At 73.7% G+C, this 23,178-nt stretch carries 23 protein-coding genes; 11 read left to right on the forward strand and 12 right to left on the reverse strand.

Features of this window, described 5'->3' with window-relative positions; all coding sequences use genetic code 11:
• Nucleotides 1-73: 73 nt before the first annotated feature.
• The 4 genes from O2W20_RS04950 to O2W20_RS04965 are packed head-to-tail and all read right to left on the reverse strand — an operon-like array spanning nucleotide 74 to nucleotide 4,320.
• On the reverse strand, nucleotides 74-1,825 hold the full coding sequence (locus tag O2W20_RS04950; RefSeq protein WP_269170618.1) for an acetyl/propionyl/methylcrotonyl-CoA carboxylase subunit alpha: 1,752 nt from the start codon (nucleotides 1,823-1,825) through the stop codon (nucleotides 74-76).
• 49 nt (nucleotides 1,826-1,874) lie between these two features.
• Nucleotides 1,875-2,477: a Maf family protein gene (locus O2W20_RS04955; protein WP_269170619.1), complete on the reverse strand. Its 603-nt coding sequence runs from the start codon at nucleotides 2,475-2,477 to the stop codon at nucleotides 1,875-1,877.
• A complete protein-coding gene (locus tag O2W20_RS04960) occupies nucleotides 2,474-2,692 on the reverse strand; it encodes an acyl-CoA carboxylase subunit epsilon (RefSeq protein WP_269170620.1) in 219 nt (72 codons plus the stop codon). Before O2W20_RS04960 ends, O2W20_RS04955 begins: the two co-directional genes overlap by 4 nt.
• Nucleotides 2,692-4,320 carry an acyl-CoA carboxylase subunit beta gene (locus O2W20_RS04965; protein ID WP_269170621.1) on the reverse strand — a complete coding sequence of 543 codons (1,629 nt, stop codon included), beginning with the start codon at nucleotides 4,318-4,320 and terminating at the stop codon, nucleotides 2,692-2,694. Before O2W20_RS04965 ends, O2W20_RS04960 begins: the two co-directional genes overlap by 1 nt.
• Before the next feature lie 20 nt (nucleotides 4,321-4,340).
• Between O2W20_RS04965 and O2W20_RS04970 the strand changes: the two genes are divergently transcribed.
• The 4 genes from O2W20_RS04970 to O2W20_RS04985 all read left to right on the forward strand — a co-directional run bounded on the left by O2W20_RS04970 (nucleotide 4,341) and on the right by O2W20_RS04985 (nucleotide 9,962).
• Nucleotides 4,341-5,171, forward strand: coding sequence for a biotin--[acetyl-CoA-carboxylase] ligase (locus O2W20_RS04970; protein WP_269170622.1), 831 nt, complete (start codon nucleotides 4,341-4,343; stop codon nucleotides 5,169-5,171).
• A gap of 31 nt (nucleotides 5,172-5,202) precedes the next feature.
• Nucleotides 5,203-5,766, forward strand: a complete 564-nt coding sequence (locus tag O2W20_RS04975; RefSeq protein ID WP_269170623.1) for a PH domain-containing protein — start codon at nucleotides 5,203-5,205, stop codon at nucleotides 5,764-5,766.
• 90 nt (nucleotides 5,767-5,856) lie between these two features.
• Nucleotides 5,857-7,005, forward strand: coding sequence for an exonuclease SbcCD subunit D (locus tag O2W20_RS04980; RefSeq protein ID WP_269170624.1), 1,149 nt, complete (start codon nucleotides 5,857-5,859; stop codon nucleotides 7,003-7,005).
• Nucleotides 7,002-9,962, forward strand: a complete 2,961-nt coding sequence (locus O2W20_RS04985) for an AAA family ATPase (protein WP_269170625.1) — start codon at nucleotides 7,002-7,004, stop codon at nucleotides 9,960-9,962. Before O2W20_RS04980 ends, O2W20_RS04985 begins: the two co-directional genes overlap by 4 nt.
• Nucleotides 9,963-10,035: 73 nt before the next feature.
• On the opposite strand, the gene O2W20_RS04990 is transcribed toward O2W20_RS04985, so the two are convergent.
• Nucleotides 10,036-10,584, reverse strand: coding sequence for a GtrA family protein (locus tag O2W20_RS04990; protein WP_269170626.1), 549 nt, complete (start codon nucleotides 10,582-10,584; stop codon nucleotides 10,036-10,038).
• A 101-nt stretch (nucleotides 10,585-10,685) separates the two neighbouring features.
• On the opposite strand from O2W20_RS04990, the gene O2W20_RS04995 reads away from it, so the two are divergent.
• The 5 genes from O2W20_RS04995 to O2W20_RS05010 all read left to right on the forward strand — a co-directional run bounded on the left by O2W20_RS04995 (nucleotide 10,686) and on the right by O2W20_RS05010 (nucleotide 15,821).
• Nucleotides 10,686-11,891, forward strand: a complete 1,206-nt coding sequence (locus O2W20_RS04995; protein ID WP_269170627.1) for a 5-(carboxyamino)imidazole ribonucleotide synthase — start codon at nucleotides 10,686-10,688, stop codon at nucleotides 11,889-11,891.
• Nucleotides 11,892-11,902: 11 nt separating this feature from the next.
• Nucleotides 11,903-12,406, forward strand: a complete 504-nt coding sequence (gene purE / locus O2W20_RS05000) for a 5-(carboxyamino)imidazole ribonucleotide mutase (RefSeq protein WP_331254099.1) — start codon at nucleotides 11,903-11,905, stop codon at nucleotides 12,404-12,406.
• A gap of 866 nt (nucleotides 12,407-13,272) precedes the next feature.
• A complete protein-coding gene (locus O2W20_RS22750; RefSeq protein WP_442928932.1) occupies nucleotides 13,273-13,767 on the forward strand; it encodes a class I SAM-dependent methyltransferase in 495 nt (164 codons plus the stop codon).
• A gap of 103 nt (nucleotides 13,768-13,870) precedes the next feature.
• Complete coding sequence (locus O2W20_RS05005; RefSeq protein WP_269170629.1) at nucleotides 13,871-14,347, forward strand: IS66 family transposase; 477 nt, start codon at nucleotides 13,871-13,873, stop codon at nucleotides 14,345-14,347.
• Between the two features lie 319 nt (nucleotides 14,348-14,666).
• Entirely contained in the window at nucleotides 14,667-15,821 is a 1,155-nt protein-coding gene (locus O2W20_RS05010; protein WP_269170630.1) for an acyl-CoA dehydrogenase family protein, read from the forward strand.
• A 33-nt stretch (nucleotides 15,822-15,854) separates the two neighbouring features.
• Here O2W20_RS05010 and O2W20_RS05015 read toward each other — a convergent pair whose 3' ends face one another.
• The 7 genes from O2W20_RS05015 to O2W20_RS05045 all read right to left on the reverse strand — a co-directional run bounded on the left by O2W20_RS05015 (nucleotide 15,855) and on the right by O2W20_RS05045 (nucleotide 21,529).
• Complete coding sequence (locus O2W20_RS05015; RefSeq protein WP_269170631.1) at nucleotides 15,855-17,063, reverse strand: PucR family transcriptional regulator; 1,209 nt, start codon at nucleotides 17,061-17,063, stop codon at nucleotides 15,855-15,857.
• A gap of 100 nt (nucleotides 17,064-17,163) precedes the next feature.
• Nucleotides 17,164-17,544 carry an STAS domain-containing protein gene (locus O2W20_RS05020; protein WP_269170632.1) on the reverse strand — a complete coding sequence of 127 codons (381 nt, stop codon included), beginning with the start codon at nucleotides 17,542-17,544 and terminating at the stop codon, nucleotides 17,164-17,166.
• 26 nt (nucleotides 17,545-17,570) lie between these two features.
• Nucleotides 17,571-17,894, reverse strand: a complete 324-nt coding sequence (locus O2W20_RS05025; RefSeq protein ID WP_269170633.1) for a TraR/DksA family transcriptional regulator — start codon at nucleotides 17,892-17,894, stop codon at nucleotides 17,571-17,573.
• Nucleotides 17,895-18,378: 484 nt separating this feature from the next.
• Entirely contained in the window at nucleotides 18,379-19,200 is an 822-nt protein-coding gene (locus tag O2W20_RS05030; protein ID WP_269170634.1) for a DUF1028 domain-containing protein, read from the reverse strand.
• A gap of 16 nt (nucleotides 19,201-19,216) precedes the next feature.
• Nucleotides 19,217-19,885: a CoA transferase subunit B gene (locus tag O2W20_RS05035; RefSeq protein WP_269170635.1), complete on the reverse strand. Its 669-nt coding sequence runs from the start codon at nucleotides 19,883-19,885 to the stop codon at nucleotides 19,217-19,219.
• Nucleotide 19,886: 1 nt separating this feature from the next.
• On the reverse strand, nucleotides 19,887-20,684 hold the full coding sequence (locus O2W20_RS05040; protein WP_269170636.1) for a CoA transferase subunit A: 798 nt from the start codon (nucleotides 20,682-20,684) through the stop codon (nucleotides 19,887-19,889).
• A gap of 41 nt (nucleotides 20,685-20,725) precedes the next feature.
• Nucleotides 20,726-21,529, reverse strand: coding sequence for a TIGR03089 family protein (locus tag O2W20_RS05045; RefSeq protein ID WP_269170637.1), 804 nt, complete (start codon nucleotides 21,527-21,529; stop codon nucleotides 20,726-20,728).
• Nucleotides 21,530-21,611: 82 nt separating this feature from the next.
• Here O2W20_RS05045 and O2W20_RS05050 point away from each other — a divergent pair, with 82 nt between their 5' ends.
• Both O2W20_RS05050 and O2W20_RS05055 read left to right on the forward strand, forming a co-directional pair.
• A complete protein-coding gene (locus tag O2W20_RS05050; protein ID WP_269170638.1) occupies nucleotides 21,612-22,148 on the forward strand; it encodes a phosphatase PAP2 family protein in 537 nt (178 codons plus the stop codon).
• A gap of 29 nt (nucleotides 22,149-22,177) precedes the next feature.
• Nucleotides 22,178-23,161: a decaprenyl-phosphate phosphoribosyltransferase gene (locus tag O2W20_RS05055; protein WP_269170639.1), complete on the forward strand. Its 984-nt coding sequence runs from the start codon at nucleotides 22,178-22,180 to the stop codon at nucleotides 23,159-23,161.
• The last annotated feature ends 17 nt before the right edge of the window (nucleotides 23,162-23,178 follow it).

Below are 23,178 nucleotides of genomic sequence, written 5' to 3' on the forward strand. Positions count from 1 at the left end.
AGATGGTGACGATCGCGATAGGAGCCCGCGACCGACCACGGTCACGGGGTCCTTCGTCCTGCCGGGGTCCGGCTCACCCGTCGGTGTCGGCGATCGTGCAGAGGACGGACCCGCTGGTGACGCTGGCGCCGACCTCGGCGGCCAGCCCGGACACCGTGCCGGCCTTGTGCGCCACGATCGGCTGCTCCATCTTCATCGCCTCGAGCACGACCACCAGGTCACCGGCGGCGACGGTGGCGCCGTCGGTCACCGCGACCTTGACGATCGTGCCCTGCATCGGGGCGGTGAGGGAGTCGCCGGAGGCGGCCGACCCGCCGCCGCTGCGTTTGCGCGGCTTGGCTGCACCGGCGGCCGGCGCCGCCCCGCCGGCGGCCAGCCCGGCGGGCAGCGACACCTCCAGGCGGCGGCCGCCGACCTCCACCACCACGGTCTGCCGCGGCTCGGGCTCGTCGGTCTCCGCGGCGGGGCCGTACGGCTGGACCTGGTTGTCCCACTCGGTCTCGATCCAGCGGGTGTGCACCGTGAACGGCTCACTGGTGAAGGCGGGGTCGGCCACGACCGCCCGGTGGAACGGGACGACGGTCGGCATCCCCTCCACGACCAGCTCGGCCAGCGCACGGCGGGCCCGCTGCAAAGCCTCGTCACGGGTCGCACCGGTGACGATGAGCTTGGCCAGCATCGAGTCGAACGCACCGGCCACCTCACCCCCGGTCTCGACCCCGGAGTCCCAGCGCACGCCCGGCCCCTGCGGGATCTCCAGCCGGGTCACCGGCCCGGGCGCGGGCATGAAGTTGCGGCCGGCGTCCTCGGCGTTGATCCGGAACTCGAAGCTGTGCCCGCGCGGGGTGGGGTCCTCGGTGATCTCCAGTGGCAGGCCCTCGGCGATCCGGAACTGCTGGCGGACCAGGTCGATGCCCGAGGTCTCCTCGCTGACCGGGTGCTCGACCTGCAGCCGGGTGTTGACCTCCAGGAAGGAGATCGAGCCGTCGGTGCCCACCAGGTACTCCACGGTCCCGGCACCGACGTAGCCGGCCTCGGCGCAGATGGCCTTGGCCGAGGAGTGGATCCGCTCCCGCTGGTCGTCGGTGAGGAACGGTGCGGGGGCCTCCTCGACCAGCTTCTGGTTGCGCCGCTGCAGCGAGCAGTCCCGGGTGCCGACGACGACCACCGTGCCATGCGTGTCGGCCAGCACCTGGGCCTCCACGTGCCGGGGCTTGTCCAGGAACCGCTCGACGAAGCACTCGCCGCGGCCGAACGCCGAGACGGCCTCGCGCACCGCGGAGTCGAACAGCTCGGGGATGTCCTCGAGGGTGCGGGCGACCTTGAGGCCGCGACCGCCGCCGCCGAAGGCGGCCTTGATGGCCACCGGCAGCCCGTGCTCCCGGGCGAACGCGACCACCTCGTCGGCGTTCGCCACCGGGTCCTTGGTGCCGGGCACCAGCGGGGCGCCCGCCCGAGTGGCGATGTGCCGGGCGGCGACCTTGTCGCCGAGGTCGATGATCGCCTGCGGTGACGGGCCGATCCAGGTGAGGCCGGCATCGATCACGGCCTGGGCGAAGTCGGCGTTCTCCGACAGGAAGCCGTAGCCGGGGTGCACCGCGTCGGCGCCGGACCGGCGGGCGGCGTCGAGGACCTTGTCGATGACCAGGTACGAGTCACCGGGGGTGCTGCCCCCGAGGGCGAAGGCCTCGTCCGCCGTCCGCACGTGCAGCGCGTCCCGATCAGGGTCGGCGTACACGGCGACGCTGGTGAGCCCGGCGTCCCGGCAGGCGCGCGCGACCCGCACCGCGATCTCGCCGCGGTTGGCGATCAGGACCTTCTGCACGTTGGTTCTCCCTTGACAGGCGGGGCGGGCTGAGCGGCGCCGAGCGCGGTCAGCGTCGCCAGAGGTCGGTGATCGCCAGGCCGAGCTTGGCGAGCTGGGTGCGCAGCAGCGGCATCGAGAGGCCGAGCACCGCGGACGGGTCGCCCTCGATCCGGCGCACGAACGGGGCGCCCAGCCCGTCGAGGGTGAAGGCGCCGGCCACCCCCAGCGGTTCACCCGTGGCGAGGTAGGCCTCCAGCTCCTCCGGCGTCGGCGTGGCGAAGTGGACCACGGTGGAGGAGACGCCGACGTCCCGTTGGGCCACCCCGCCGTCCCGGACGTCGAAGACCGCCTGACCGGTGTGCAGGACGCCGCTGCGCCCGCACATCCGCTGCCAGCGGACCCGCGCGTCGGCGGTGTCGGCCGGCTTGCCGAGCGCCTGGCCGCGGAACTCGAGCACCGAGTCGGCGCCGATCACCAGCGCGTCGGTCTGGTCCTTGGCGACTGCGGCGGCCTTGGCGGCGGCCAGCAGGGCGACCAGCTCGCCGACCCGGGGTGCGGTCACCGCCGTCTCGTCGACGCCGCTGACCACCACCTCGGGGTTCAGCCCCGCCTGGCGCATCAGTTGCAGGCGGGCCGGGGACTGCGAGGCGAGCACGAGACGCCGGGTCATGACGCCCGTCCCGAGGCACGCCAGCCACCGGGACCGGCCAGCAGCGGCCGGCGCAGCACGTCGGCCCGCTCGGCCCACACCCCGACCGGGGTGGGACGCCGACGGGGGCGGCGCTGGGACAGGGCCGCCACGACGACGGTCAGCGCGGCGAGCTCCTCGGCACTGGGCTCGCCGCGGACCACCTGGAGCAGCGGAGGCTGGGTCTGTTCGGTCATCAGAGTGGGATGTTCCCGTGCTTCTTGGCGGGCAGGGTCTGGCGCTTGTTGGCCAGCAGCCGCAGCGCCCGGACGACGTGGACGCGGGTGTGCGACGGCGGGATCACCGCGTCGACGTACCCGCGGTCGGCGGCGATGTAGGGGTTGGCGAGCGTGTCCTCGTAGTCGGTGACCAGCTCGGCGCGCAGCGACTCCGGGTCCTCGGCCGCGGCGAGCTCCTTGCGGTAGAGGATGCCGACGGCGCCCTGGGCACCGATCACCGCGATCTGGGCGGTCGGCCAGGCCAGGTTGACGTCGGCGCCGAGGTGCTTGGAGCCCATCACGTCGTACGCGCCGCCGTAGGCCTTGCGGGTGATCACGGTGATCTTCGGGACGGTGGCCTCGGCGTAGGCGTAGATCAGCTTGGCGCCCCGGCGGATGATCCCGTCCCACTCCTGCGAGGTGCCGGGCAGGAATCCGGGGACGTCGACGAAGGTGAGCACCGGGATGTTGAAGGCGTCGCAGGTGCGCACGAACCGCGCGGCCTTCTCGCTGGCGTCGATGTCGAGCGTGCCGGCGAGCTGGGTGGGCTGGTTGGCCACCACGCCGACCGGGCGTCCCTCGACCCGGCCGAAGCCGATCAGGATGTTCGGCCCCCACAGCGCCTGGACCTCGAGGAACTCCCCGTCATCGAGGACGTGCTCGATGACGGTGTGCATGTCGTAGGGCGTGTTCGGCGAGTCCGGGACGAACGTGTCCAGCTCGCGGTCGTCGTCGGTGAGCGCCTCGGGGAGGGCGATGTCGACCGGGGCGACCTCGATCGCCGGCAGGGGGTCGAGGTTGTTGCTGGGCAGGTGCGACAGCAGGGCCTTCACGTAGTCCAGCGCGTCGGCCTCGTCCTCGGCCAGGTAGTGCGCGACGCCGGACTTGGTGTTGTGGGTGCGGGCACCGCCGAGCTCCTCGAGGGTCACGTCCTCCCCGGTCACCGTCTTCACCACGTCGGGGCCGGTGATGAACATCTGGCTGGTCTTGTCGACCATGACGATGAAGTCGGTGAGCGCGGGGGAGTAGACGTGGCCACCGGCGGCGGCGCCCATCACCAGGGAGATCTGCGGGATGACCCCGGAGGCGTGCACGTTGCGCCGGAAGATCTCGGCGTAGAGGCCGAGGGAGACCACGCCCTCCTGGATCCGCGCGCCACCGCCCTCGTTGATCCCGATGACCGGGCAGCCGTTGCGCATGGCCAGGTCCAGCACCTTGACGATCTTCTCGCCGTAGACCTCGCCGAGGCTGCCGCCGAACACGGTGACGTCCTGGGAGAAGACGCAGACCGGCCGGCCGTCGACCGTGCCGTACCCGGTGACGACGCCGTCCCCGAAGGGCCGCTTGGCGTCCATGCCGAAGTTGGTGGACCGGTGCCGGGCGAACTCGTCGAGCTCGGTGAACGAGCCCGGGTCCAGCAGCGCCTCGATCCGCTCCCGGGCGGTCATCTTCCCGGCGGCGTGCTGCTTGTCCACCGCGCGCTGCGACCCGGCGTGCGTTGCTTCCTCCACCCGCCGCTCGAAGTCGGCCAGCTTGCCGGCGGTGGTGTGCAGGTCGAGGTCGGCGGGGACGTGCTCTCCCGCGCTCTCCAGTTCGGCGGCACTCACAGCGCCGTAGCGTAGGTGACGTGCCCGACAGCCCCCGCACCGCAGCTCCTCCCGCCGACCGGCCGGGCCTCGACGCCGCCGCGCTGACCGCCGCCCTCACCCCCGGCAGCGGTCTCTGGCGGGCGGTCGAGGTGGTCGAGGCGATCGGGTCGACGAACGCCGAGCTGGTCGCCCGTGCGGCCGACGGTGCCGCCGAGGGGCTGGTGCTGGTGGCCGAGCACCAGGAGGCCGGGCGCGGACGACTGGACCGCACCTGGGTCTCCCCGCCGCAGGCGGGGCTGACGGTCTCGGTGCTGCTGCGGCCCGACGTCCCGGCGGCCCGGCGGGCCTGGCTCTCGCTGCTGACCGGGGTGGCGCTGGCCGAGGCGGTCGGGGAGGTGGCAGGCGTCCGCACCTCGCTGAAGTGGCCCAACGACCTGCTCGCCGCCGACGGCCGGAAGCTGGCCGGCATCCTGGCCGAGAGCTCGGGCAACGCCGTGGTGGTGGGCGTCGGGCTCAACGTCTCGACCCGCACCGACGAGCTGCCCGACACCGGCACCTCCCTGGAGCTGGTGCGCCAGGAGCCCGTCGACCGGCCGGCGGTGCTGCTGGCCTTCCTGCGGGCGCTGGACCAGCGCTACGCCCGCTGGTCGCAGGTGCTCGGCGACCCGGTCTCCTCCGGCCTCGCCCAGGACTACCTGGGCTGGTGCAGCACGGTCGGTTCCGCCGTCACCGTGACGATGCCCGACGGCTCGGCCCTCGACGGGGTCGCCGAGGCGGTGGACTGGGACGGCCGGCTCGTCGTCCGCACCGACGCCGGGGTCCTGGAGCTCGCCTCCGGGGACGTGCGACACGTCCGGCGGGGCCGGTGACGCACTCAGGCGGGTAGGTCATCCTGGCGACGTGGCCTACCCCGACAAGGTGCTCGGTGCCGACGAAGAGGTCGAGCGCCACCTGCACCCCCACTGGTTGACCGTCTTCTGGCCCGTCGTGGCGTTCCTGGCGCTGGTCGGCCTGGCCTCCTTCGGCGCGGCGATCGTGCCGGCCGGGGATCAGCAGGGGATGTGGCGGCTGGTCGTCGTCGGGGTCGCCGTCCTCCTCGCGGTGTTCCTGGTCGTCATCCCGCTGCTGCGCTGGCGCACCACGCACTACGTGATCACCACCCACCGGCTGCTGTACCGGGTCGGCATCCTGTCCCGGCACGGCCGGGACATCGGCCTGTCCCGGATCACCGACGTCTCCTACCGGCAGACCGTGTGGGAGCGGCTGGTCAACTCCGGCACCGTCTCGATCGAGACGGCGGGGGAGGGCGGCCCGACCGTGTTCCGCGCCATCCCCGACAGCGAGGGGGTGCAGCAGCTGCTCAACCAGCTGGTCGAGGAGGACGCCGACCGGCGGGCGCGGGAGAGCGCGGCCCACCTCGGCGAGTACCACCGGGGCGACACCCACCCGACCGAACAGTTCTGAGCTGCACCAGCGCTCCCGGGCGCCCGCCGGACCGGTCCGTCACGGCGTGCCTGGACGGTTCTGTCGGAGGGGACACCTAACGTCCCGGGCATGCGGCTGCTGCACACCTCCGACTGGCACATCGGCCGCTCCCTGCACGGCACCGACCTGCTCGCCGAACAGGAGCAGGTCCTGGGCGGGCTGGCCGACGCCGTCCGGGCGGAGTCCGTCGACGTGGTCCTGGTCGCCGGTGACGTCTACGACCGCGCCGTCCCCTCGGCCGATGCCACCGGGGTGCTCGACCGGGTGCTCATGCGGCTGCGCAGCGCCGGTGCCCAGGTGGTCCTCACCCCGGGCAACCACGACTCGGCCCGCAGGCTGGGCTTCGGCGCGGGGCTGATGGCCCGGTCCGGGGTGCACGTCCGGGCAGTGACGCCGACGCTCGACGAGCCGGTGCTGCTGAGCGACGAGCACGGTGACGTCGCGCTGTACGGCCTGCCGTACCTCGAGCCGGAGGTGGCCCGGCACGAGCTGGGGCTGACCGACGCGCGCGGCCACGAGGCGGTCGTGGGCGCGGCGATGGACCGGGTCCGGGCCGATCTGTTCCTCCGCCCGGGCACCCGATCGGTGGTGCTGGCGCACGCCTTCGTCGGCGGCGGGCTCCCCAGCGAGAGCGAACGGGACATCTGCGTGGGCGGGGTCGACCTGGTCTCCGCCGCGATCTTCGACGGCGTCGACTACGTCGCGCTGGGGCACCTGCACCGGCCGCAGTCGCTCAGCGACCGGATCCGCTACAGCGGTTCGCCGCTGGCCTACTCCTTCGGCGAGGCCGGCCAGCAGAAGCAGGCCTGGCTGGTCGACCTCGATGCTCACGGGCTGGCAGAGGTGCGGCCCGTCCCGCTCCCGGCGCCCCGCCAGCTGACCGTGCTGCGCGGCGAGCTCGCCGCGCTGCTCGCCGACCCGGGGCTGGAGGCGGTGACCGAGCACTTCGTCTCCGCCCAGCTCACCGACGCGGTCCGGCCGGCCGACCCGATGCGCCAGCTGCAGGGTCGCTTCCCGCATGCGGTCCACCTGGAGTGGGCCGGCACCGGCACCGCCGGTGACCAGCGCAGCTACACCGAGCGGCTGGCCGGCCGCAGCGACCTGGAGGTCGCCGGGGAGTTCGTCGCCCACGTCCGCGCGGTGGCCGCCACTCCGGCCGAGCTCGAGCTGCTGGGCCGTGCGCTGGCTGCGGCCGCGCACGAGGAGTCGCTGGCATGAGGGTCCACTCGCTCTCCCTGACCGCCTTCGGGCCGTTCGCCGACCGGGTCGAGGTCGATCTCGATGACGTCGGCCGGGACGGGCTCTTCCTGCTCTGGGGCCCGACCGGGGCCGGGAAGACGACGCTGCTCGACGGGGTGGTGTACGCCCTCTACGGGACGGTCCCCGGGGCGCGCGGGGAGGAGAAGCGGCTGCGCAGCGACCACGCCGATGAGCAGGTGCGCACCGAGGTGACCTGCGAGGTGACGCTCGGCGGGGAACGGCTGCTGGTCGTCCGCCGGCCCGAGCAGCAGCGGCCCAAACGGCGCGGCACCGGCTGGACGACCGAGCAGGCCAAGCTGACCGTGCAGCGGTGGACGACCGCCGGCTGGGAGCCGGTCAGCACCCGGATCGACGAGGGCTCCGAGCACCTGCGGAGCCGGCTGGGCCTGTCGGCCGAGCAGTTCTGCCAGGTGGTGTTGCTGCCGCAGGGGGACTTCGCGCGGTTCCTGCGGGCCGAGCCGGAGGACCGCGGCCGGCTGCTGCGCACGCTCTTCGACGTAGGGCGCTTCGCCCGGATCGAGGACTGGCTCGCCGACCAACGCACCGTCGCGCGCGGGCAGTGGGACGAGGTGCGGCTGCGGGCCAGCACCCTGCTGGCCCGGGTGGCCCAGGTGGCCGACGTCGAGGTGCCCGAGGAGCTGGCGCCGGAGCTGGTCGGCGCCACGCCGCACGCCTCGGCCGGCGCCTGGGTGCAGCGCGTCCGGGCGGAGGTGGCGACGCGGCTGGCCGACCGGGAACAGGAGGCAGAGCGGGCAGCCGCCGAGGTCGAGCGGGTCGACGCCGTGCTGGCCACCGCGCGAGCCGAGCTGGACCGGCACGACCGGCGCGACCGGGCCCGGGCCGAGCTCGCCCGGCTGGAGGCCGAGGCGGCGGACCTGCTGCCGTTGCGTGCGGCGCTGGACGCCGGGGGTCGGGCCGAGCCGGTCCGGGACGTGCTCGAGGCGGCTGGTCGTGCGGCACTGGACGCCGAGGGTGCTGCGGACCACCTGGCGTCGGCCCGCGACCGCTGGGCTGCGGTGGCCGCCGGTCGTCCGGCCGACACGGTGCTCTCCCGGGCGCTGCGGGACGAGATCGCCGCACTGCGGGCCCTGCTGCCCGACGTCGACCGCGCCGCCGAGCTGGCTCGCTTGGTCGGCCAGGCCACTCGCCGGGTCGATGCCCTCCACGCCCGCTGCGCCCAGGACGAGGCCGCCGCGCTGGAGTGGCCGGCCCGGCTGGCCGAGCAGGAGGCCCGGGTCGTCGAGGCCGCGGAGGCGGCATCGAGCCTGCCCGGGCTGACCGCCGTGCTCGAGGGTCGGCGTGCCGCCCTCGCCGCGGCCCGGGCGGCCGGTGAACTGGCTGGTCGGCAGGACGCGCAGCGCAGCGCCGTCGACGCGGCCCGCGAGGCCTGGCTGGACGCCCGCGAGACGTGGGGCGACCTGCGGACCCGGCGGCTGGACGGGATGGCCGCTGAGCTCGCCGCCGCGCTGGCCGACGGCCACGACTGTCCGGTGTGTGGTGCGCTGGAGCACCCCCGGCTGGCCCAGCACGACGGTCCAGTGGTGACCCAGGCCGACGAGGACGCCGCCCGCACTGCGGCGGAAGCTGCCGAGGCCCGGCTCGCCGACCTGCGCACCACGCTGGAGGAGACCGACCGGGAGCTGGCGGTGCTCCGTGCCCAGGCAGGACCGGAGCCGCTGGCCGACAAGGAGCACGCGCTCGCCGAGGCGGCCCAGCAGGAGGCGCAGGCGCGCACCAGGGCAGGCACCTTGGACGGCGCACGCCGGGCACTGGCCACGCTGACCGCCGAACGGGACGCTGCCTCGGCAGCCACTGCCGCGGCCCGCGAGGAGCTGGCGCGGCGGACCGCCGAGCGTGCGGCAGCACAGGAGACGCTCGCGACGGTGCAGCAGCGGCTGCTCGCCGCGCAGGGCGCGGACCCCGGCATCGCCGCCCGGATCACCCGCCTCACCGCCGAGGCCGAACGGTGCGAGGCGCTCGTGGACACCGAGGGCGCGGAACTGCGCGCCCGCACGGCGGCCGACGCGGCTCGCCGGCTCGCCGAGGAACGCGTCGCCGACGCCGGGTTCCCCGACCTGCTGGCTGCCGCGGGGGCACTGTTGGACCGGGCCACCGCCGCATCGACCGGTCGGCGGGTGGCCGAGCACGACCAGCGGTGGTCGGTGGTCACCGCGACGCTCGCCGAACCGGAGCTGGCCGACCTCGCACCCCGGCCGGACCTGGACGCGCTCACCGCCGGCTGCCGCGGTGCGACCCGTACCCGGGAGGCCGCCGTGGGTGCGCTCGCCGAGGTGCGGCGCTGCGCCGACGCCCTCGAGTCGCTCACCGCTGACCTCACCGAGATCGAGGTGGAGCTGGACGACTGTCGGGCCCGCGCCGAGCAGGTCACCGCGCTCGCCGACCTGGTCAACGGCCGCGGGGCCAACACGCTGCGGATGCGGCTGCAGTCCTTCGTGCTCGCCGCCCGGCTGGAGCAGGTCGCGGCCGTGGCCAGCCGGCGGCTGCGGGACATGTCCGGCGGCCGGTACACGTTCCTGCACAGCGACGCCCAGGGTCGGCACGGGGCCCGGGGAGGGCTGGGCCTGGACGTCCTCGACGAGTACACCGGCGCTCGGCGACCGACGAAGACGCTCTCCGGCGGCGAGAGCTTCATGGCCTCCCTGGCCCTGGCCCTGGGCCTGGCCGACGTCGTCACGGCCGAGAGCGGTGGGGTCCGGATCGACACCCTCTTCGTCGACGAGGGCTTCGGCACCCTGGACCCGCAGTCGCTGGACGCGGTGATGACCGTTCTGGACGAACTGCGCCGGGGTGGCCGGACCGTCGGGGTGATCAGCCACGTCGAGGAGCTGCGGACCAGGATCAGCAGCCGCCTGGAGGTCGTCTCCGGGCGACATGGCTCCCGGCTGGCGGCCTGAGCTCTGCCCGGTCGGGTCCCGGACGCAGACCGCGGCCGGTCCCGCCCACGGAGCCCTTGGGCTGCCCGCAGGGTCAGCTGGACAGCGGGGCGCGGCGCTCCGTCTGCTCGGTCGGTCCGGCAGGCTGCGGCTGCTCTGGGACGACGGGGGAGAGCCCGTCGCGGTCAAGACCTGCGTCCACGGTTGCGAGGAACACCCAGCGGCGGTAGGCCAGGTAGCGGATCACCGTGCCCAGGACGATCGAACAGACGTTGGCCACCTGCAGCACCAGGGCGCTGTCCTGTCCCAACGGGTAGCGGACCACCGCGACCACGGCCAGGCCGAGCAGGAGCGTGACGCCGTTGATCGCGGCGAAGAGCAGGTACTCGCGCGCGACGCCCGAGCGGGCCCGGTGGGAGAACGACCAGTAGCGGTGACCCACGTACGCCGCGGTCATCGAGATGACGGTGGCCGCCGCGTTCGAGGTGACCGCTCCCACGCCGAGGTGTGCGTAGAGCAGCTGGAAGCAGCCGACCTGGATCAGGAAGCAGATGGCCCCGACCACGCCGAAGGCCCCCAGCTCCTTGCCCAGAAGGCTCGCTGTCGCGCTGACCCCGCTCAGGAGGTCACGGGGTGAACGCACCGGTCGATTCTAGGGATGGTGGCGCGTCCCGGCCCGGCGAACGGTGGGCACGTGCTGGTCAGCGCAGGCGGATGCCACGCAGTCACTAGGCTGACGGCACCATGCACGCACCTCTGCACCCAGTCACCGGCCTGCCCGTGGTGGCGATGGTCGGTGGCGGTCAGCTCTCTCGTATGACCCAGCAGGCAGCGATCGCACTAGGGCAGTCGCTGCGGGTGTTGGCCGCTGACCCGGCCGAGTCCGCCGCCCTCGTGGCCGCCGACGTGCAGTTGGGTGACCACAACGAGCTCGCCGACCTCCGGCGCCTCGCCGCGGGCGCCACCGTGGTCACCTTCGACCACGAGCACGTGCCGACCGAGCACCTGCGTGCGCTGGAGGCCGACGGCCATCGGGTCGCCCCCGGTCCTGCCGCCCTGGTGCACGCCCAGGACAAGCTGGTGCTCCGCCGGGCGCTGGCCGAGGCGGGGGAGCCCCAGCCGGCCTGGGCCGAGGTCTCCACGGTGCACGACGTCACAACCTTCGCCGACGGCGTCGGCTGGCCGGTGGTGCTGAAGACACCGCGGGGCGGCTACGACGGCAAGGGCGTCTTTGTCGTCTCCGGCCCCGACCAGGTCGCCGAGCTCCTCGAGCGGCACGGCACCCTGCTCGCCGAGGAGCGGGTGGCGATGGTCCGTGAGCTGTCGGCGCAGGTGGCCCGCTCGCCGTTCGGCCAGGTCGCGGTCTGGCCGGTGGTCGAGACGATCCAGCGGGACGGCGTCTGCAACGAGGTGCTCGCCCCGGCGCCCGGCCTGTCCGAGGAGCTGGCGATCGCCGCCCAGGAACTCGCCGTCCGGATCGCCGACCGGCTCGGCGTGGTCGGGATGCTGGCCGTCGAGCTGTTCGAGACCGCCGACGGTGTGCTGGTCAACGAGCTGGCCATGCGCCCGCACAACTCCGGGCACTGGACCATCGAGGGCGCCCGGACCAGCCAGTTCGAGCAGCACCTGCGCGCCGTCCTGGACTACCCGCTGGGGTCCACGGCGATGACCGCGCCGGTGGTCGTGATGGCCAACGTGCTCGGCGGCGCCACCGCGGACGACGGCTGGGACGGGCCCGGTCTGGACGAGCGGATGCACCACCTGATGGCGCACTGGCCCGACGTGAAGCTGCACTGGTACGGCAAGGGCCAGCGACGCGGCCGCAAGCTCGGGCACGTCACCGCACTGGGCGTGGACCTGGCCGAGGTGCGCGCCCGCGCGGTGGCCGCGGCCCGGTACCTGGCCGACGGCGTGGTCGACCCCGCGTTCGCCTTCGAGACCGAGCACTGAGGAGTGGCACCGTGAACGACCCGATCGTCGGCATCGTCATGGGCAGCGACTCCGACTGGCCGATGATGGAGCCGGCCGCCCAGGCGCTGACCGAGTTCGACGTCCCGTGGGAGGCGCATGTCCTCTCCGCGCACCGCACCCCACGGCGGATGCTCGACTACGCCGAGTCCGCGCACCTGCGGGGCCTGCGCGTGGTCATCGCCGGGGCCGGGGGAGCAGCGCACCTGCCCGGGATGATCGCCGCGGCGACGCCGCTGCCGGTCATCGGCGTCCCCCGGCCGCTGGACCGGCTCGACGGTCTGGACAGCCTGCTGTCCATCGTGCAGATGCCGGCGGGCGTCCCGGTGGCCACGGTGTCGATCGGCGGTGGCCGCAACGCCGGCCTCCTCGCGGTGCGCATCCTGGCGGCAGGTGACGACGTGCTGCGCGCGGCCGTGGAGCGGTTCCAGGCCGAGCTGGCCGACTCGGTCGTCGAGCGGGACGCCCGGCTGCAGGACCGTCTCCCGCCGCGCTGAGCCGGGTCGCCACAGCGCGACCGCAGGCAGTTCGACGAACCGGCATGTCAGCACGCTGAACAGCATGACCGCGCCCACCCAGACGGCGACGCTGAGCGCCGCCGAGGCCAGCGCCGGGACGGCGAGGGGCGCCACGGCCTGGAGGAGGCACCCGAGTAGCTCAGGACGCCGAGTTCGCGCAGCGCCCAGGGCACGCGGCGGTTCCGCAGCGCGATGCCCGCGCACAAGACCGCGTAGGCGGCGAACCACGCGGTCACCATCGCGACCAGGCTGCGCGTTCCCGTGGGGTCGCAGGCTGGGCCGAGCCCGGGGCTTGGAGGACTTCTGCGACGAGGCAGCCAACCGCCGCGTCAACTCCGCGAGCTCCGGGTCCCGCTCGGCGATCCGCGCGTCCTGCTCGGAGATCCGCGCCTGCAGCTGGGTGATCGTCCGCTCATGCGCGGTCACCAGCGCTACCAGCTGCTCGTAGGCCGGGGCGGTCTTGACCGATCCTTCAGACCCGAACGGCGATCCCGGCTACGAACGCCAGCGACCACCTGGATGGTCACGAAGCGATATGCCTGGGTATCACGAGAAAACGGGTCGCACCGGTGCAGCATCCGGTTGGCGGGTGATTACTTGCCGTCACAGTTCGGGGCTTTGAGGGCATGGGCGCATAGGTTCTTGCCATGCGGATCAAGCTGTTGGATGTAGGACGGCGCAAATTGGCTGCCTCTGTGTCGCGGAGGTCTCGGGCGCGCAAGGCGGAGTGGCTACGGCGACAGATCCAACCAGGAAGCAGTGTTCTCCTTGTAGGTGTCAGCACCCTCCGTAAGCCGGGGATCGGGGTGGGCAACCTCCGTAAGCCGGGGATCGGGGTGGGCAACATGGTCGAACGAGACGTGGCGCAATACGCCGACGTCCATGCCCTTGTCTATGGGCGTGGCGATCCTGCTCTGGGGTGCCCCGTCACCAGGGGTGACGCGTGCGCCCTGCCTTTCCGGGCCAACTCCTTCGACTACGTGTTCAGCAACGCTGTCATCGAGCACGTTGGAGGGCCTGACCGCGGACGGATGATGCTGGCCGAAAGCCGTCGCGTGGCGCGAAAGGGCGCCTTCCATACGACGCCAAACCGTTGGTTCCCGGTAGAGACGCACACCCAGGTGCCACTCCTGCATTGGCTTCCCCGCCGCTGGCAGCGACGCGCCTTCGCAATCGTGGGCAAGCATCACTGGAGTCCCGAAGCTTACTGGCTCTTCAGTGCCCGAGGCCTACAAGAGCTTGATCCCCTCTTCGAGGTTGAACGTGCCACCTTTGCAACCCTTGTCGCATCGTGGCGTCCTGCGCCAGCGGCAATGACACAGACGGTTCCGGCGACGTGACCATTCAGCTGGTGGCGGGGGATCCGGACGTTGCCGCTCGTCACCTCGGGCAGATCGGTTGGCCTGTTCGTCAGGCGGCCAGGGTGACGTCGAGGCGCGGCAGGTGACTGGCTCTGCCCGCGGTCGCACCCGCGGTCGCCACGTTCGTGATCGGGTTCGGCCGCTCCCGGCCGAGTCCCGGCCGGCCGGGACAGCGCCGCCCCGGGTCGTCGGCGGCCGGGTCATCTCCGCCGAGCTGATCGGCGCCACCACCCAGGCCGCCCCCGACGGTGCGGTCGGCCGCCGGCACCGGCACCGGGCCCTGGCCCGCCGCATCCGTCGACGCCTCGATGACCACCTGCGGTTCGCCACCGACCTACGAGTGCCGTTCGACGACAACGCCGCCGAGCGCGACATCCGTGAGGCCGAGATCAAACGGAAGGCGTCCGGCGGCATGCGCACCCTCGCCGGCGCCCAGGACTTCGCCGCCATGCGCTCCTACCTGGCCACCGCCGCCAAGCACGGCCGCCGCTCCGTCGACGGGCTCGCCGAGCTGAGCAGCGGCAACGTCTGGATCCCCCGAGCCGGTGCCGCACGGTAGTGCCAGGTCGCGACGTGCTGCAGCAGGAGGAGGCGACGGCCACGCGTGCAGCAGGTCCAGGAAGTTCCGCCGTCGTCCTGGAGGCGCCTGCTCGGCAGCCCGACCAGCGAAGGGACGGGGGCGGTCGCGGAGGGAGGCCAGGAGCGGCACCGGCTGCCCTGGGGTCCACGACGGGGTCCCGCAAAGCCGCCGTCCCGCCTGCCACCTGTCTCGGGGGTTGCCGTCTGGCTCACCCGGCACGGTGTCGGCGGGCCCGGGAACCTCCCGCGGCGGGGTGAGGATGCTGTCGATCGGGCGTCGGCGGGCCTAGCATCTACTCGTGGGTAACAACGCTGGGCCGTACGGGCTGACCGAGGAGCACGAGGCGATCCGCGAGGCGGTCCGCGAGATCGCCGAACGTGAGATCGCCCCCTTCGCCGCGGAGGTGGACGCCGAGTCGCGCTACCCGGTGGAGGCGCAGAAGGCGCTCACCGCGGCGGGCTTCCACGCCACGCACGTCCCCGAGGCCTACGGCGGTGAGGGCGCCGACGCGATCGCCACCTGCATCGTGATCGAGGAGGTCGCCCGGGTCGACGTCAGCGCCTCGCTGATCCCCGCCGTCAACAAGCTCGGCTCGGTGCCGGTGATCCTGTCGGCGTCCGAGGACCTCAAGCAGCGGGTGCTGCCCTCGATCGCCGTCGGTGATGCGATGATCAGCTACGGGCTCTCCGAGCGGGAGGCGGGCTCCGATGCCGCGGCGATGCGGACCCGGGCGCGGCTCGAGGGCGACAGCTGGGTGCTCAACGGCACCAAGGCGTGGATCACCAACGCCAGCGTCTCCGAGTGGTTCACGGTCATGGCCGTCACCGACCCGGAGAAGGGTGCCAAGGGCATCTCCGCGTTCGTCGTGCACCGCGACGACCCGGGCTTCGCCGTGGGGCCCAAGGAGAAGAAGATGGGGATCAAGGGCTCGCCGACCTGCGAGCTCTACTTCATTGACTGCACCATCCCGGCCGACCGGATCGTCGGGGAGCCCGGCACCGGGTTCACGACGGCGCTGCGGACGCTGGACTTCACCCGGCCGACCATCGGTGCCCAGGCGGTCGGGGTCGCCCAGGGCGCGCTGGACGCCGCGGTGGCCTACACCAAGGACCGTCGCCAGTTCGGCTCCGCGGTCAGCGACTTCCAGGGCGTCCAGTTCATGCTCGCCGACATGGACATGAAGATCCAGGCCGCCCGGCACCTGGTGTACGTCGCTGCCGCGGCTGGTGAGCAGGGGAGCCCCGACGTCACCCGGGTCTCCGCGGCGGCCAAGGCGTTCGCCTCCGACGTCGCCATGCAGGTGACCACCGACGCCGTCCAGCTGTTCGGCGGGGCCGGGTACACGCAGGACTTCCCGGTCGAACGGATGATGCGCGACGCCAAGATCACCCAGATCTACGAGGGCACCAACCAGGTGCAGCGCATGGTGATCGCCCGGAGCCTCCTGAGGTAGATCGCCGGCTGGTCGAGGTCGGCCGGATCCGGGTCAGGTGTCCAGTGGCAGCGGCCTGGCCGGCCACTCCAGCAGGCGGGCACCCAGGACGGCGGCGTGCAGTGACAGCCGCTGGTCGGGCCGCCCGACGCTGTAGCCGCTGAGCTCGGCGACCCGGGCCAGGCGGTAGGTGACGGTGCGCACCGAGACGTGGAGCCGCTGGGCGGCCTCGGTGGCGACGTCCCCGGCGTCGAAGTACGCCAGCAGGGTCTCCAGCAACACGCCCGCCCCGTTGCGGCTGCGCTGCAACGGGCCCAGCACGTCGCCGACCAGGTCCGCGATCGCCGCCTGGTCCCGGCCCAGCACCCGGTAGACCAGCAGGTCGCGGGCGTGCACGACGTCGGTGTCCAGGCCGAGCCGGTCGGCGAACACGAGGGCCTCACGGGCCTCCTCGTAGGACCGGGCGACGCCGTAGGCGCCGGGGAACGCGCGCCCCGCGGCCACCCGCCAGCGCCGGCCGCCGTCGACCTGGTCGAGCTGGGCACAGATCAGCGCACCGAGGTCCACCGCCCGGGAGGTCGCGGTGGCACTGCCCGCCGGCACGACGACGACCACCCGCGCGTCCTTGGTGGCGACCAGCACGTCCCGGTCGCCGAAGCGGTCCACGACGGCGCGCTCCAGCGCGATGGCCGCGCGGTCGACCGGCCCCTCGGGCCCTCGCACCGCGGCGAGGGCCACGTGGTGGGCCTTGCCCAGGTCGATGCCGAAGGGCTCGGCGCGCGCGACCATCCGGGCGACGTCGGCGTCCCCGCGGAGCAGGTCGTCGACGAACCCACGCCGCAGCGCCTCCTCGTGGCGGATCATCTCCCGCCGCTCGGACTGGTGGCCGTCGACGAGGACCCCGACGGCGTCGTCGAGGACCCGCAGCACCGCCTCGCCGGCCTGGCGCACCTTCTCCGGGTCACTCGAGCGCACCACCGCCGGCAGCTGCCGCCACAGCCGCCAGGACGCGGACAGGTAGAGGTCCACCGCACCCCGGGCACTGACGCCCTGCGCCGCTGCTCGCCGTCCCAGTTCACGGACCGCGGCCAGCTCCCACGGCGCCGGACGACGCCCGTGGATCGCCGCGTCGGCCAGCATCGGCAGGTAGTCGCCGAGGAGGTCCACCGGGGCGGAACAGGCGGCTGCCGCCGACGATGCCACGGCGTCCAGCCAGTCCTCACCCGTCGCCGGTCCTTCGCCGAGCTGCCGGTCGTCGGTCATCGGCTCTCCTCCGTCTCACCGGCACCCTGGATCCCGTTGCCCGACGTCGGCAACGCCAGCATCCCCCAGTTGACCGTGGTGGCCCGGGCCGACCGACGTCTCAGCGGTCCGGTTGCGGGAAGGGGACGTCGCCCACCAGCGAGCCCAGCCGGGTCAGCTGGAGCGGGTCCAGGACGGAGCGCCGGCCGGCGCACCGCAGGACCAGCCGGGCACCGCGCCGCCGGCAGCGACGGTGTGCCCGGGAGAGCGCGGTGACGCCGGCGGCACCCAGCACGGTGACCTCCGCGAGGTCGACGACGAGCTCGCGGAGGTCCCGCTGGGCGGTCTGGCTGTCCAGGCACAGCCGGAGGAGTGGGGCGGTGGCGCTGTCGACCTCGCCGGTGACGTCGACGAGGACACAGCCCGGCCGGTCCCCGCGCACGGCGATGACGGACAGCACCGGGTCGTCGGGCACGGCATGAGCGCCGGACGGAGCGGACACGGGGCGGCTCCTCGCGGGCAGCGTGGTCACAGGCAGGAGACGCAGGTCGCCGCGAACGGGCGGAACTCGAGTCGCTCCGGGGGGATGGCCGATCCGCAGTGCGCGCAGGCGCCGTACCTGCCGGTCGCGATCCGGTCCAGCGCCGCGTCGATCTCCTCGATCGTGCGCAGCAGGCTGTCGGCCCGGCGGAGGGCGACCGGGTCGGGCACCGATGTGACCGTCTCGGCCAGGGCGAGTTCGCGCTGACGGAGGCAGTCGGCGCGCTGGGCCTCCAGCAGCCCCCGGGAGGACGTCCAGTCCCTCCCCGGGGTCGCGGAGGGTGTGGCGCTGGCTGTGGCGGTGGTGCGCATGGACTGCTCCTGGGGACGACGGAGAGCACGCCCCACCGGATCGGGGCGCGCGAGGAGGAACGGGGGACCGCAGTGGGTCAGGTGCGCCGAGGGGGCGCGCGGTCCTGGCTGCGGCGCAGCACGTCCAGGCCACGCAGGCCGCGCGCCCGCAGGCTCGTCGCCAGGGCCAGCCGCTCGGCTCCGGTGACCGGCGACCGAGGACGTCCGGGTGGCACGGGAAGCGCAGCCGTACCGCTGTGTGGTGCGGACACCCCGGTCACCTCCTCGTCGCCGGCAGGTCCAGGCGCCAGCTGTCACGGACAGCGCCCAGCACCTGGGGACCTGGGGTGAGCCTGCCCGCACACCGGGGAGGGGGACAGGTCGGTGACCGGCCATCCCGATCGCGGTGGAGTTGCCGGTCACCGGCAACCCCGGGCACCGGACCGGCTGCCCTGTGCCCACGCCAGGGGCGGGCGTCCTGGTGCGCGACCGGGCGACGGCCTCCTCAGTCCAGCAGTCGGGAGACGGCGGAGAGGCGGGCGTCGCCGGCCATCGAGGCGAGCCACGTGGACCAGCCGGGCCGGTTCCTGACCGCCTCCAGGGCGCTGCGAGCTCCGGCCCGGTCACCGCGGCGGGAGGCGGCCAGCGCCGCGTACAGGTCCCGGGCGCCCTCCGGGGCGAAGACGGCGAGCGTCTCGTAGTCGCGCTCGTCGTAGGCCCGCTGCAGGTTGCGCAGCATGCGCAGCTGGGCGACGGGGTCGCCGGAGTCGTCGACCCGCAGGTCCACCCGGACTCCGTCGTCGTCCTCGCTGGCCGGGGCCCCGCTGACCACCTGCAGCGCGGCGGACTGCCGGCCACGCAGGTCGCCCCCGGCGTCCTGCCCCGCGGTCAGCGCGGCGATCAGCCGGTCGGCCAGCGCCCCGCCGGTCGCGGTGAGCGCCTGCGCCATCGCCGGCAGCACGTCGGGGGACGCGAGCATGTTGCCCTGCACGCTGAACCCCTCGCCCAGCACGTGCCCACTGGTGGGCAGGGACCCCGGGCCGGTGTCGGCGGCCACCCGGCCGGCCGGGTCCAGGACGGCGATCTGCCGGTCGGCGTCCTCGGCGGCGTGCGCGGCCCGGCGCACCAGGTCCTGCGGTGAGGCGCCGTCGGCCAGGCCGGCCAGCAGGGAGCTGCCCAGCCCTCGCCGGCTGCGCGCCTGGACCGCGATCACCCCCACCCCGGGCCGGACCGTGGGGACGGCCCGGCCGACCGCCAGGATGCAGGAGGAGACCGCGATGCCCAGGTCGCCCGTCGCGGCGTCCCGGGCGATGACGGAGAAGGTCATCGGTCCCGGGGCTCGGTCAGACGGTGGCCGGCAAGGCCATGGTGGGCACCTCACCGTCGACCTGCAGGGGGGCGCCGGTGGCGGCGACGACCTGCTCGACGGTGACGCCCGGTGCGGTCTCGCGGAGCACCAGCCCGGCCTCGGTGACGTCGATGACCGCCAGGTCGGTGATGATGCGGTCGACGCAGCCCTTGCCGGTCAGCGGCAGGGAGCACTCCTCGACGATCTTGGGGGAGCCGTCGCGGGCGACGTGCTCCATCATCACGATCACCTCGCGGGCACCGTGCACGAGGTCCATCGCCCCGCCCATCCCGTTGACCATCTTCCCGGGGATCAGCCAGTTGGCCAGGTCACCGCGGGTGTTGACCTGCATCGCGCCCAGGACGGCGACGTCGATGTGGTGGCCGCGGATCATGCCGAAGGACAGCGAGGAGTCGAAGAAGCTGGCCCCGGGCAGGATCGTGATCGTCTCCTTGCCGGCGTTGATCAGGTCGGCGTCCTCCTCGCCCTCGAAGGGGTAGGGGCCGACGCCGAGCACGCCGTTCTCGCTCTGCAGCACCACGTGCACCCCGTCGGGGATGTGGTTGGGCACCAGGGTGGGCATGCCGATGCCGAGGTTCACGTACTGGCCGTCCTGCAGGTCCAGGGCGACCCGGGCGGCGAGCTCGTCGCGGGACAGTGCCATCTCAGGCCTCCGTGGTCTCGGTGCCGGCGGCTGCGGGTGCGGCCGCGCCGGGGCGGGGGCGGGTGGTGCGCTTCTCGATCCGCTTCCCCTCGTCGCCGACGACGACCACCCGTTGCACGAACACCCCGGGCAGGTGCACGGCCTCGGGCGGGATCTGCCCGGGCTCCACCAGCCGCTCGACCTCGGCGATGGTGACCGCCGCGGCCATGCCGCACAGCGGGTTGAAGTTGCGGGCCGACTCGCGGAAGACCAGGTTGCCGTGCCGGTCACCGACCGCCGCGCGGACCAGGCCGAAGTCGGCGGTCAGCGCCGTCTCCAGCACAAAGTCCTGGTCGCCGAACCGGCGGACCTCCTTGGGCTCGCTGGTGGCCACCACGTTGCCCTCGGCGTCGTAGCGCACCGGGATGCCGCCGTCGGCCACCAGGGTGCCCACCCCGGTGGGGGTGTAGAAGGCCGGGATGCCGGTGCCCCCCGCGCGGAGCCGCTCGGCCAGTGACCCCTGCGGGGTCAGCTCGACCTCCAGCTCGCCGGAGAGGTACAGCCGCGCCAGCTCCTTGTTGCCGCCGACGAAGGAGCTGATCGTCTTGGCGATCCGCCCGGCGTAGAGCAGCACCCCGAGCGCCTGGTCGTCGACCCCACAGTTGTTCGAGATCGTGGTCAGGTCCTTCGCGCCCTGCTCCAGCAGCGCGTCGATCAGTGCGACCGGCACCCCGCACAACCCGAACCCACCGACCGACAGGGTGGCCCCGTCGGCGATGTCGGCCACGGCCTCCCGTGCGCTCGCGACGACCTTGTCCATGCGCTGACCACCATCCGTTCGAGGGCTGGGCAGGCGGTGCGTCAGGCGGGGCGGCCCAGCTCGCGGATCCCGTCGAGCTTCAGCCCGAGCGTAGCGGTGACCCGTTCGGCCTCCGCGCGACGTTGCAGGCCGGACGGTGCGGCCGCGCGGCAGAGCACCAGCGAGGCCCCGGCGGCCAGCGGCGCGAGCAGCCACGCCACCGGTCCGGCCTCCGTCGCCGCCTGCTGGTCGACCAGCACCCGGTCACCGGCGACGAGGCCCAGCCGCCCGGCCAGCTCGGTCGCCGTCTCGACCAGGGCGGCCAGGCTCAGCTCGCCTCCGCCGAGCACCAGACCGACCCCGGCGGGGTCGACCGGCTGCCAGGGGGCGAAGACGTCGCCGTGGCCCCGCACCTCGAGCGCGAAGTCACGGGCCGGGCCGGTGTAGCCGGTCATCCCCATGCCCAGCGGGTGCAGGGACAGGCCCAGCAGCTCGTCCAGGCCCAGCTCCTCCAGGGCGGGCAGCCGGTCGGCGTCGGCCAGCACGACGTCGGCGTCGGTGAGCCGGTCGTCGTCCTCGGCGGCGGTCTCCCAGACCGCGGCCCCGCAGCTCCACACCCCGAGCAGCACCGCAGCCGTCTGCCAGTGCACCGGCAGGGCCAGGCCGACGGTGCTGCCCGGGCCGACGTCGAACTCCTCCTGCAGCAGGTTGGCGGTCTTGGCCACCCAGTTGGCCAGGGTGGTGGCGGAGAGCTCGGTCCGCTCGCCGGAGACGTCGTCGTAGAAGGTGATCAGCGGGGCCGCGGCGTCCCGGCGGAGGGCGGTGGCGAGCAGGTCCGCCGGGGTGAGGGGAGCGGTGGGAGGCACGGGACCAGAGTGACAGGTGCGCGACGAACCTCTCCTTCACGTGCCTGTGTGGGCGGCGGGGCGCAGCTACAGTCACTCCTCGATGAGCGCAACCCCTGGCACCGTGCTGCTCCGGTTCGACCACTCCCTGCTCCGGTCCACGCGGCGGACCCTCGGCGGCACACCGGCAGTCCCGGTGGCCCAGGGGCTCTCCCACTTCGGTGAGCACGCGATCGGCTGGATCGCCCTCGGTGCCGCCGGCTGGCTGCGTGGCCGGGACCGGGCCGACTGGGCTGCCGCGGTGATCGGTGTCGTCGCTGCCCACGGGGCCGGCGTCGTGGTGAAGCGGGTGGTCCGCCGGGTGCGCCCCGCGCTGGACGACGTCCCGGCGCTGGTGGCCACGCCCAGCCGGTTGTCCTTCCCGAGCGCGCACAGCTGTTCCACCGCCGCGGCGGCGGTGGGCTTCGCCCCGATGGTGGGCCGGCCGGTCATGGCCGCGGTCACCGGCGCCATGCTGGTCTCCCGGGTGCTGCTCGGCGTCCACTACCCCTCCGACGTCCTCTGCGGTGCGGCCCTGGGTGCCGGCGTCGCCACCGTCGTTCGACGTCGCATGACCCCGACCGCCGGCCGGAAGGCGTGACCGTGAGCGTGCACCCCGACTCGACTCCCGTGACCGACTCGCCGACCACCGCGGTGGGGGCGGCGCCGGCCCCGCTCACCGCGGTCGACACCGCCGGGCCGGCCAAGGTCCCGCCGCCGCCGCGCACCCCCGGCTTCCGGGGATCGCGGCCGTGGGGCGTCGTCCGCGCGCTGCGCCCGCGCCAGTGGGTGAAGAACGGGCTGGTGCTCGCCGCCCCACTGGCTGCGGGTGAGGTCTTCGACCCGGACGTCATGGGCCCGACGGCGGTCGCCTTCCTGCTGTTCTGCCTGTCGGCCTCCGGGGTCTACCTGGTCAACGACTCGATCGACGTCGAGGAGGACCGCCGGCACCCGAAGAAGCGGTACCGCCCGATCGCCGCCGGCCTGGTGCCGCGGCCGCTCGCGGTGGCGCTGGCCGTGGTGCTCTTCGCCGTCGCCCTGACGACCGCGGTGCTGCTGACCCGGCCGGAGCTGGCCGGGGTGCTGGGCGCCTACGTGGTCATCCAGCTCGCCTACTGCGTGTTCCTGAAGAACCAGCCGGTCATCGACCTGGCCGTGGTGGCGTCCGGTTTCCTGCTGCGCGGCATCGCCGGCGGTGTCGCCGCGGGCCTAGTGCTGTCGCAGTGGTTCCTGCTGGTGGCCGCCTTCGGGTCGCTGTTCATGGTCGCCGGCAAGCGCTACTCCGAGCTCGTCCTCGTGGGCGACGAGGCGGCCACCCGCAAGACGCTGCAGGAGTACTCGGCCAGCTACCTGCGCTTCGTCTGGAGCCTGTCGGCCGGTGTGGCCGTGACGGCCTACAGCCTGTGGGCATTCGAGATGGCCGAGACCCAGGACGGCGTGCCGTGGGCGACCATCTCCATCGCGCCGTTCGTGATGGCGATCCTGCGGTACGCGCGGGACGTCGACAAGGGCGCCGCCGGCGCTCCGGAGGAGATCGTCCTCGCTGATCGCACGCTGCTGGTGCTGGGTCTCCTCTGGGTCGCCACGATGGGCGTGGGCGTCTTCACCCGCTGACCGGCGCGCGCCCCACC

It is taken from the genome of Modestobacter sp. VKM Ac-2982 (assembly GCF_026967935.1).
Classification (GTDB): domain Bacteria; phylum Actinomycetota; class Actinomycetes; order Mycobacteriales; family Geodermatophilaceae; genus Modestobacter.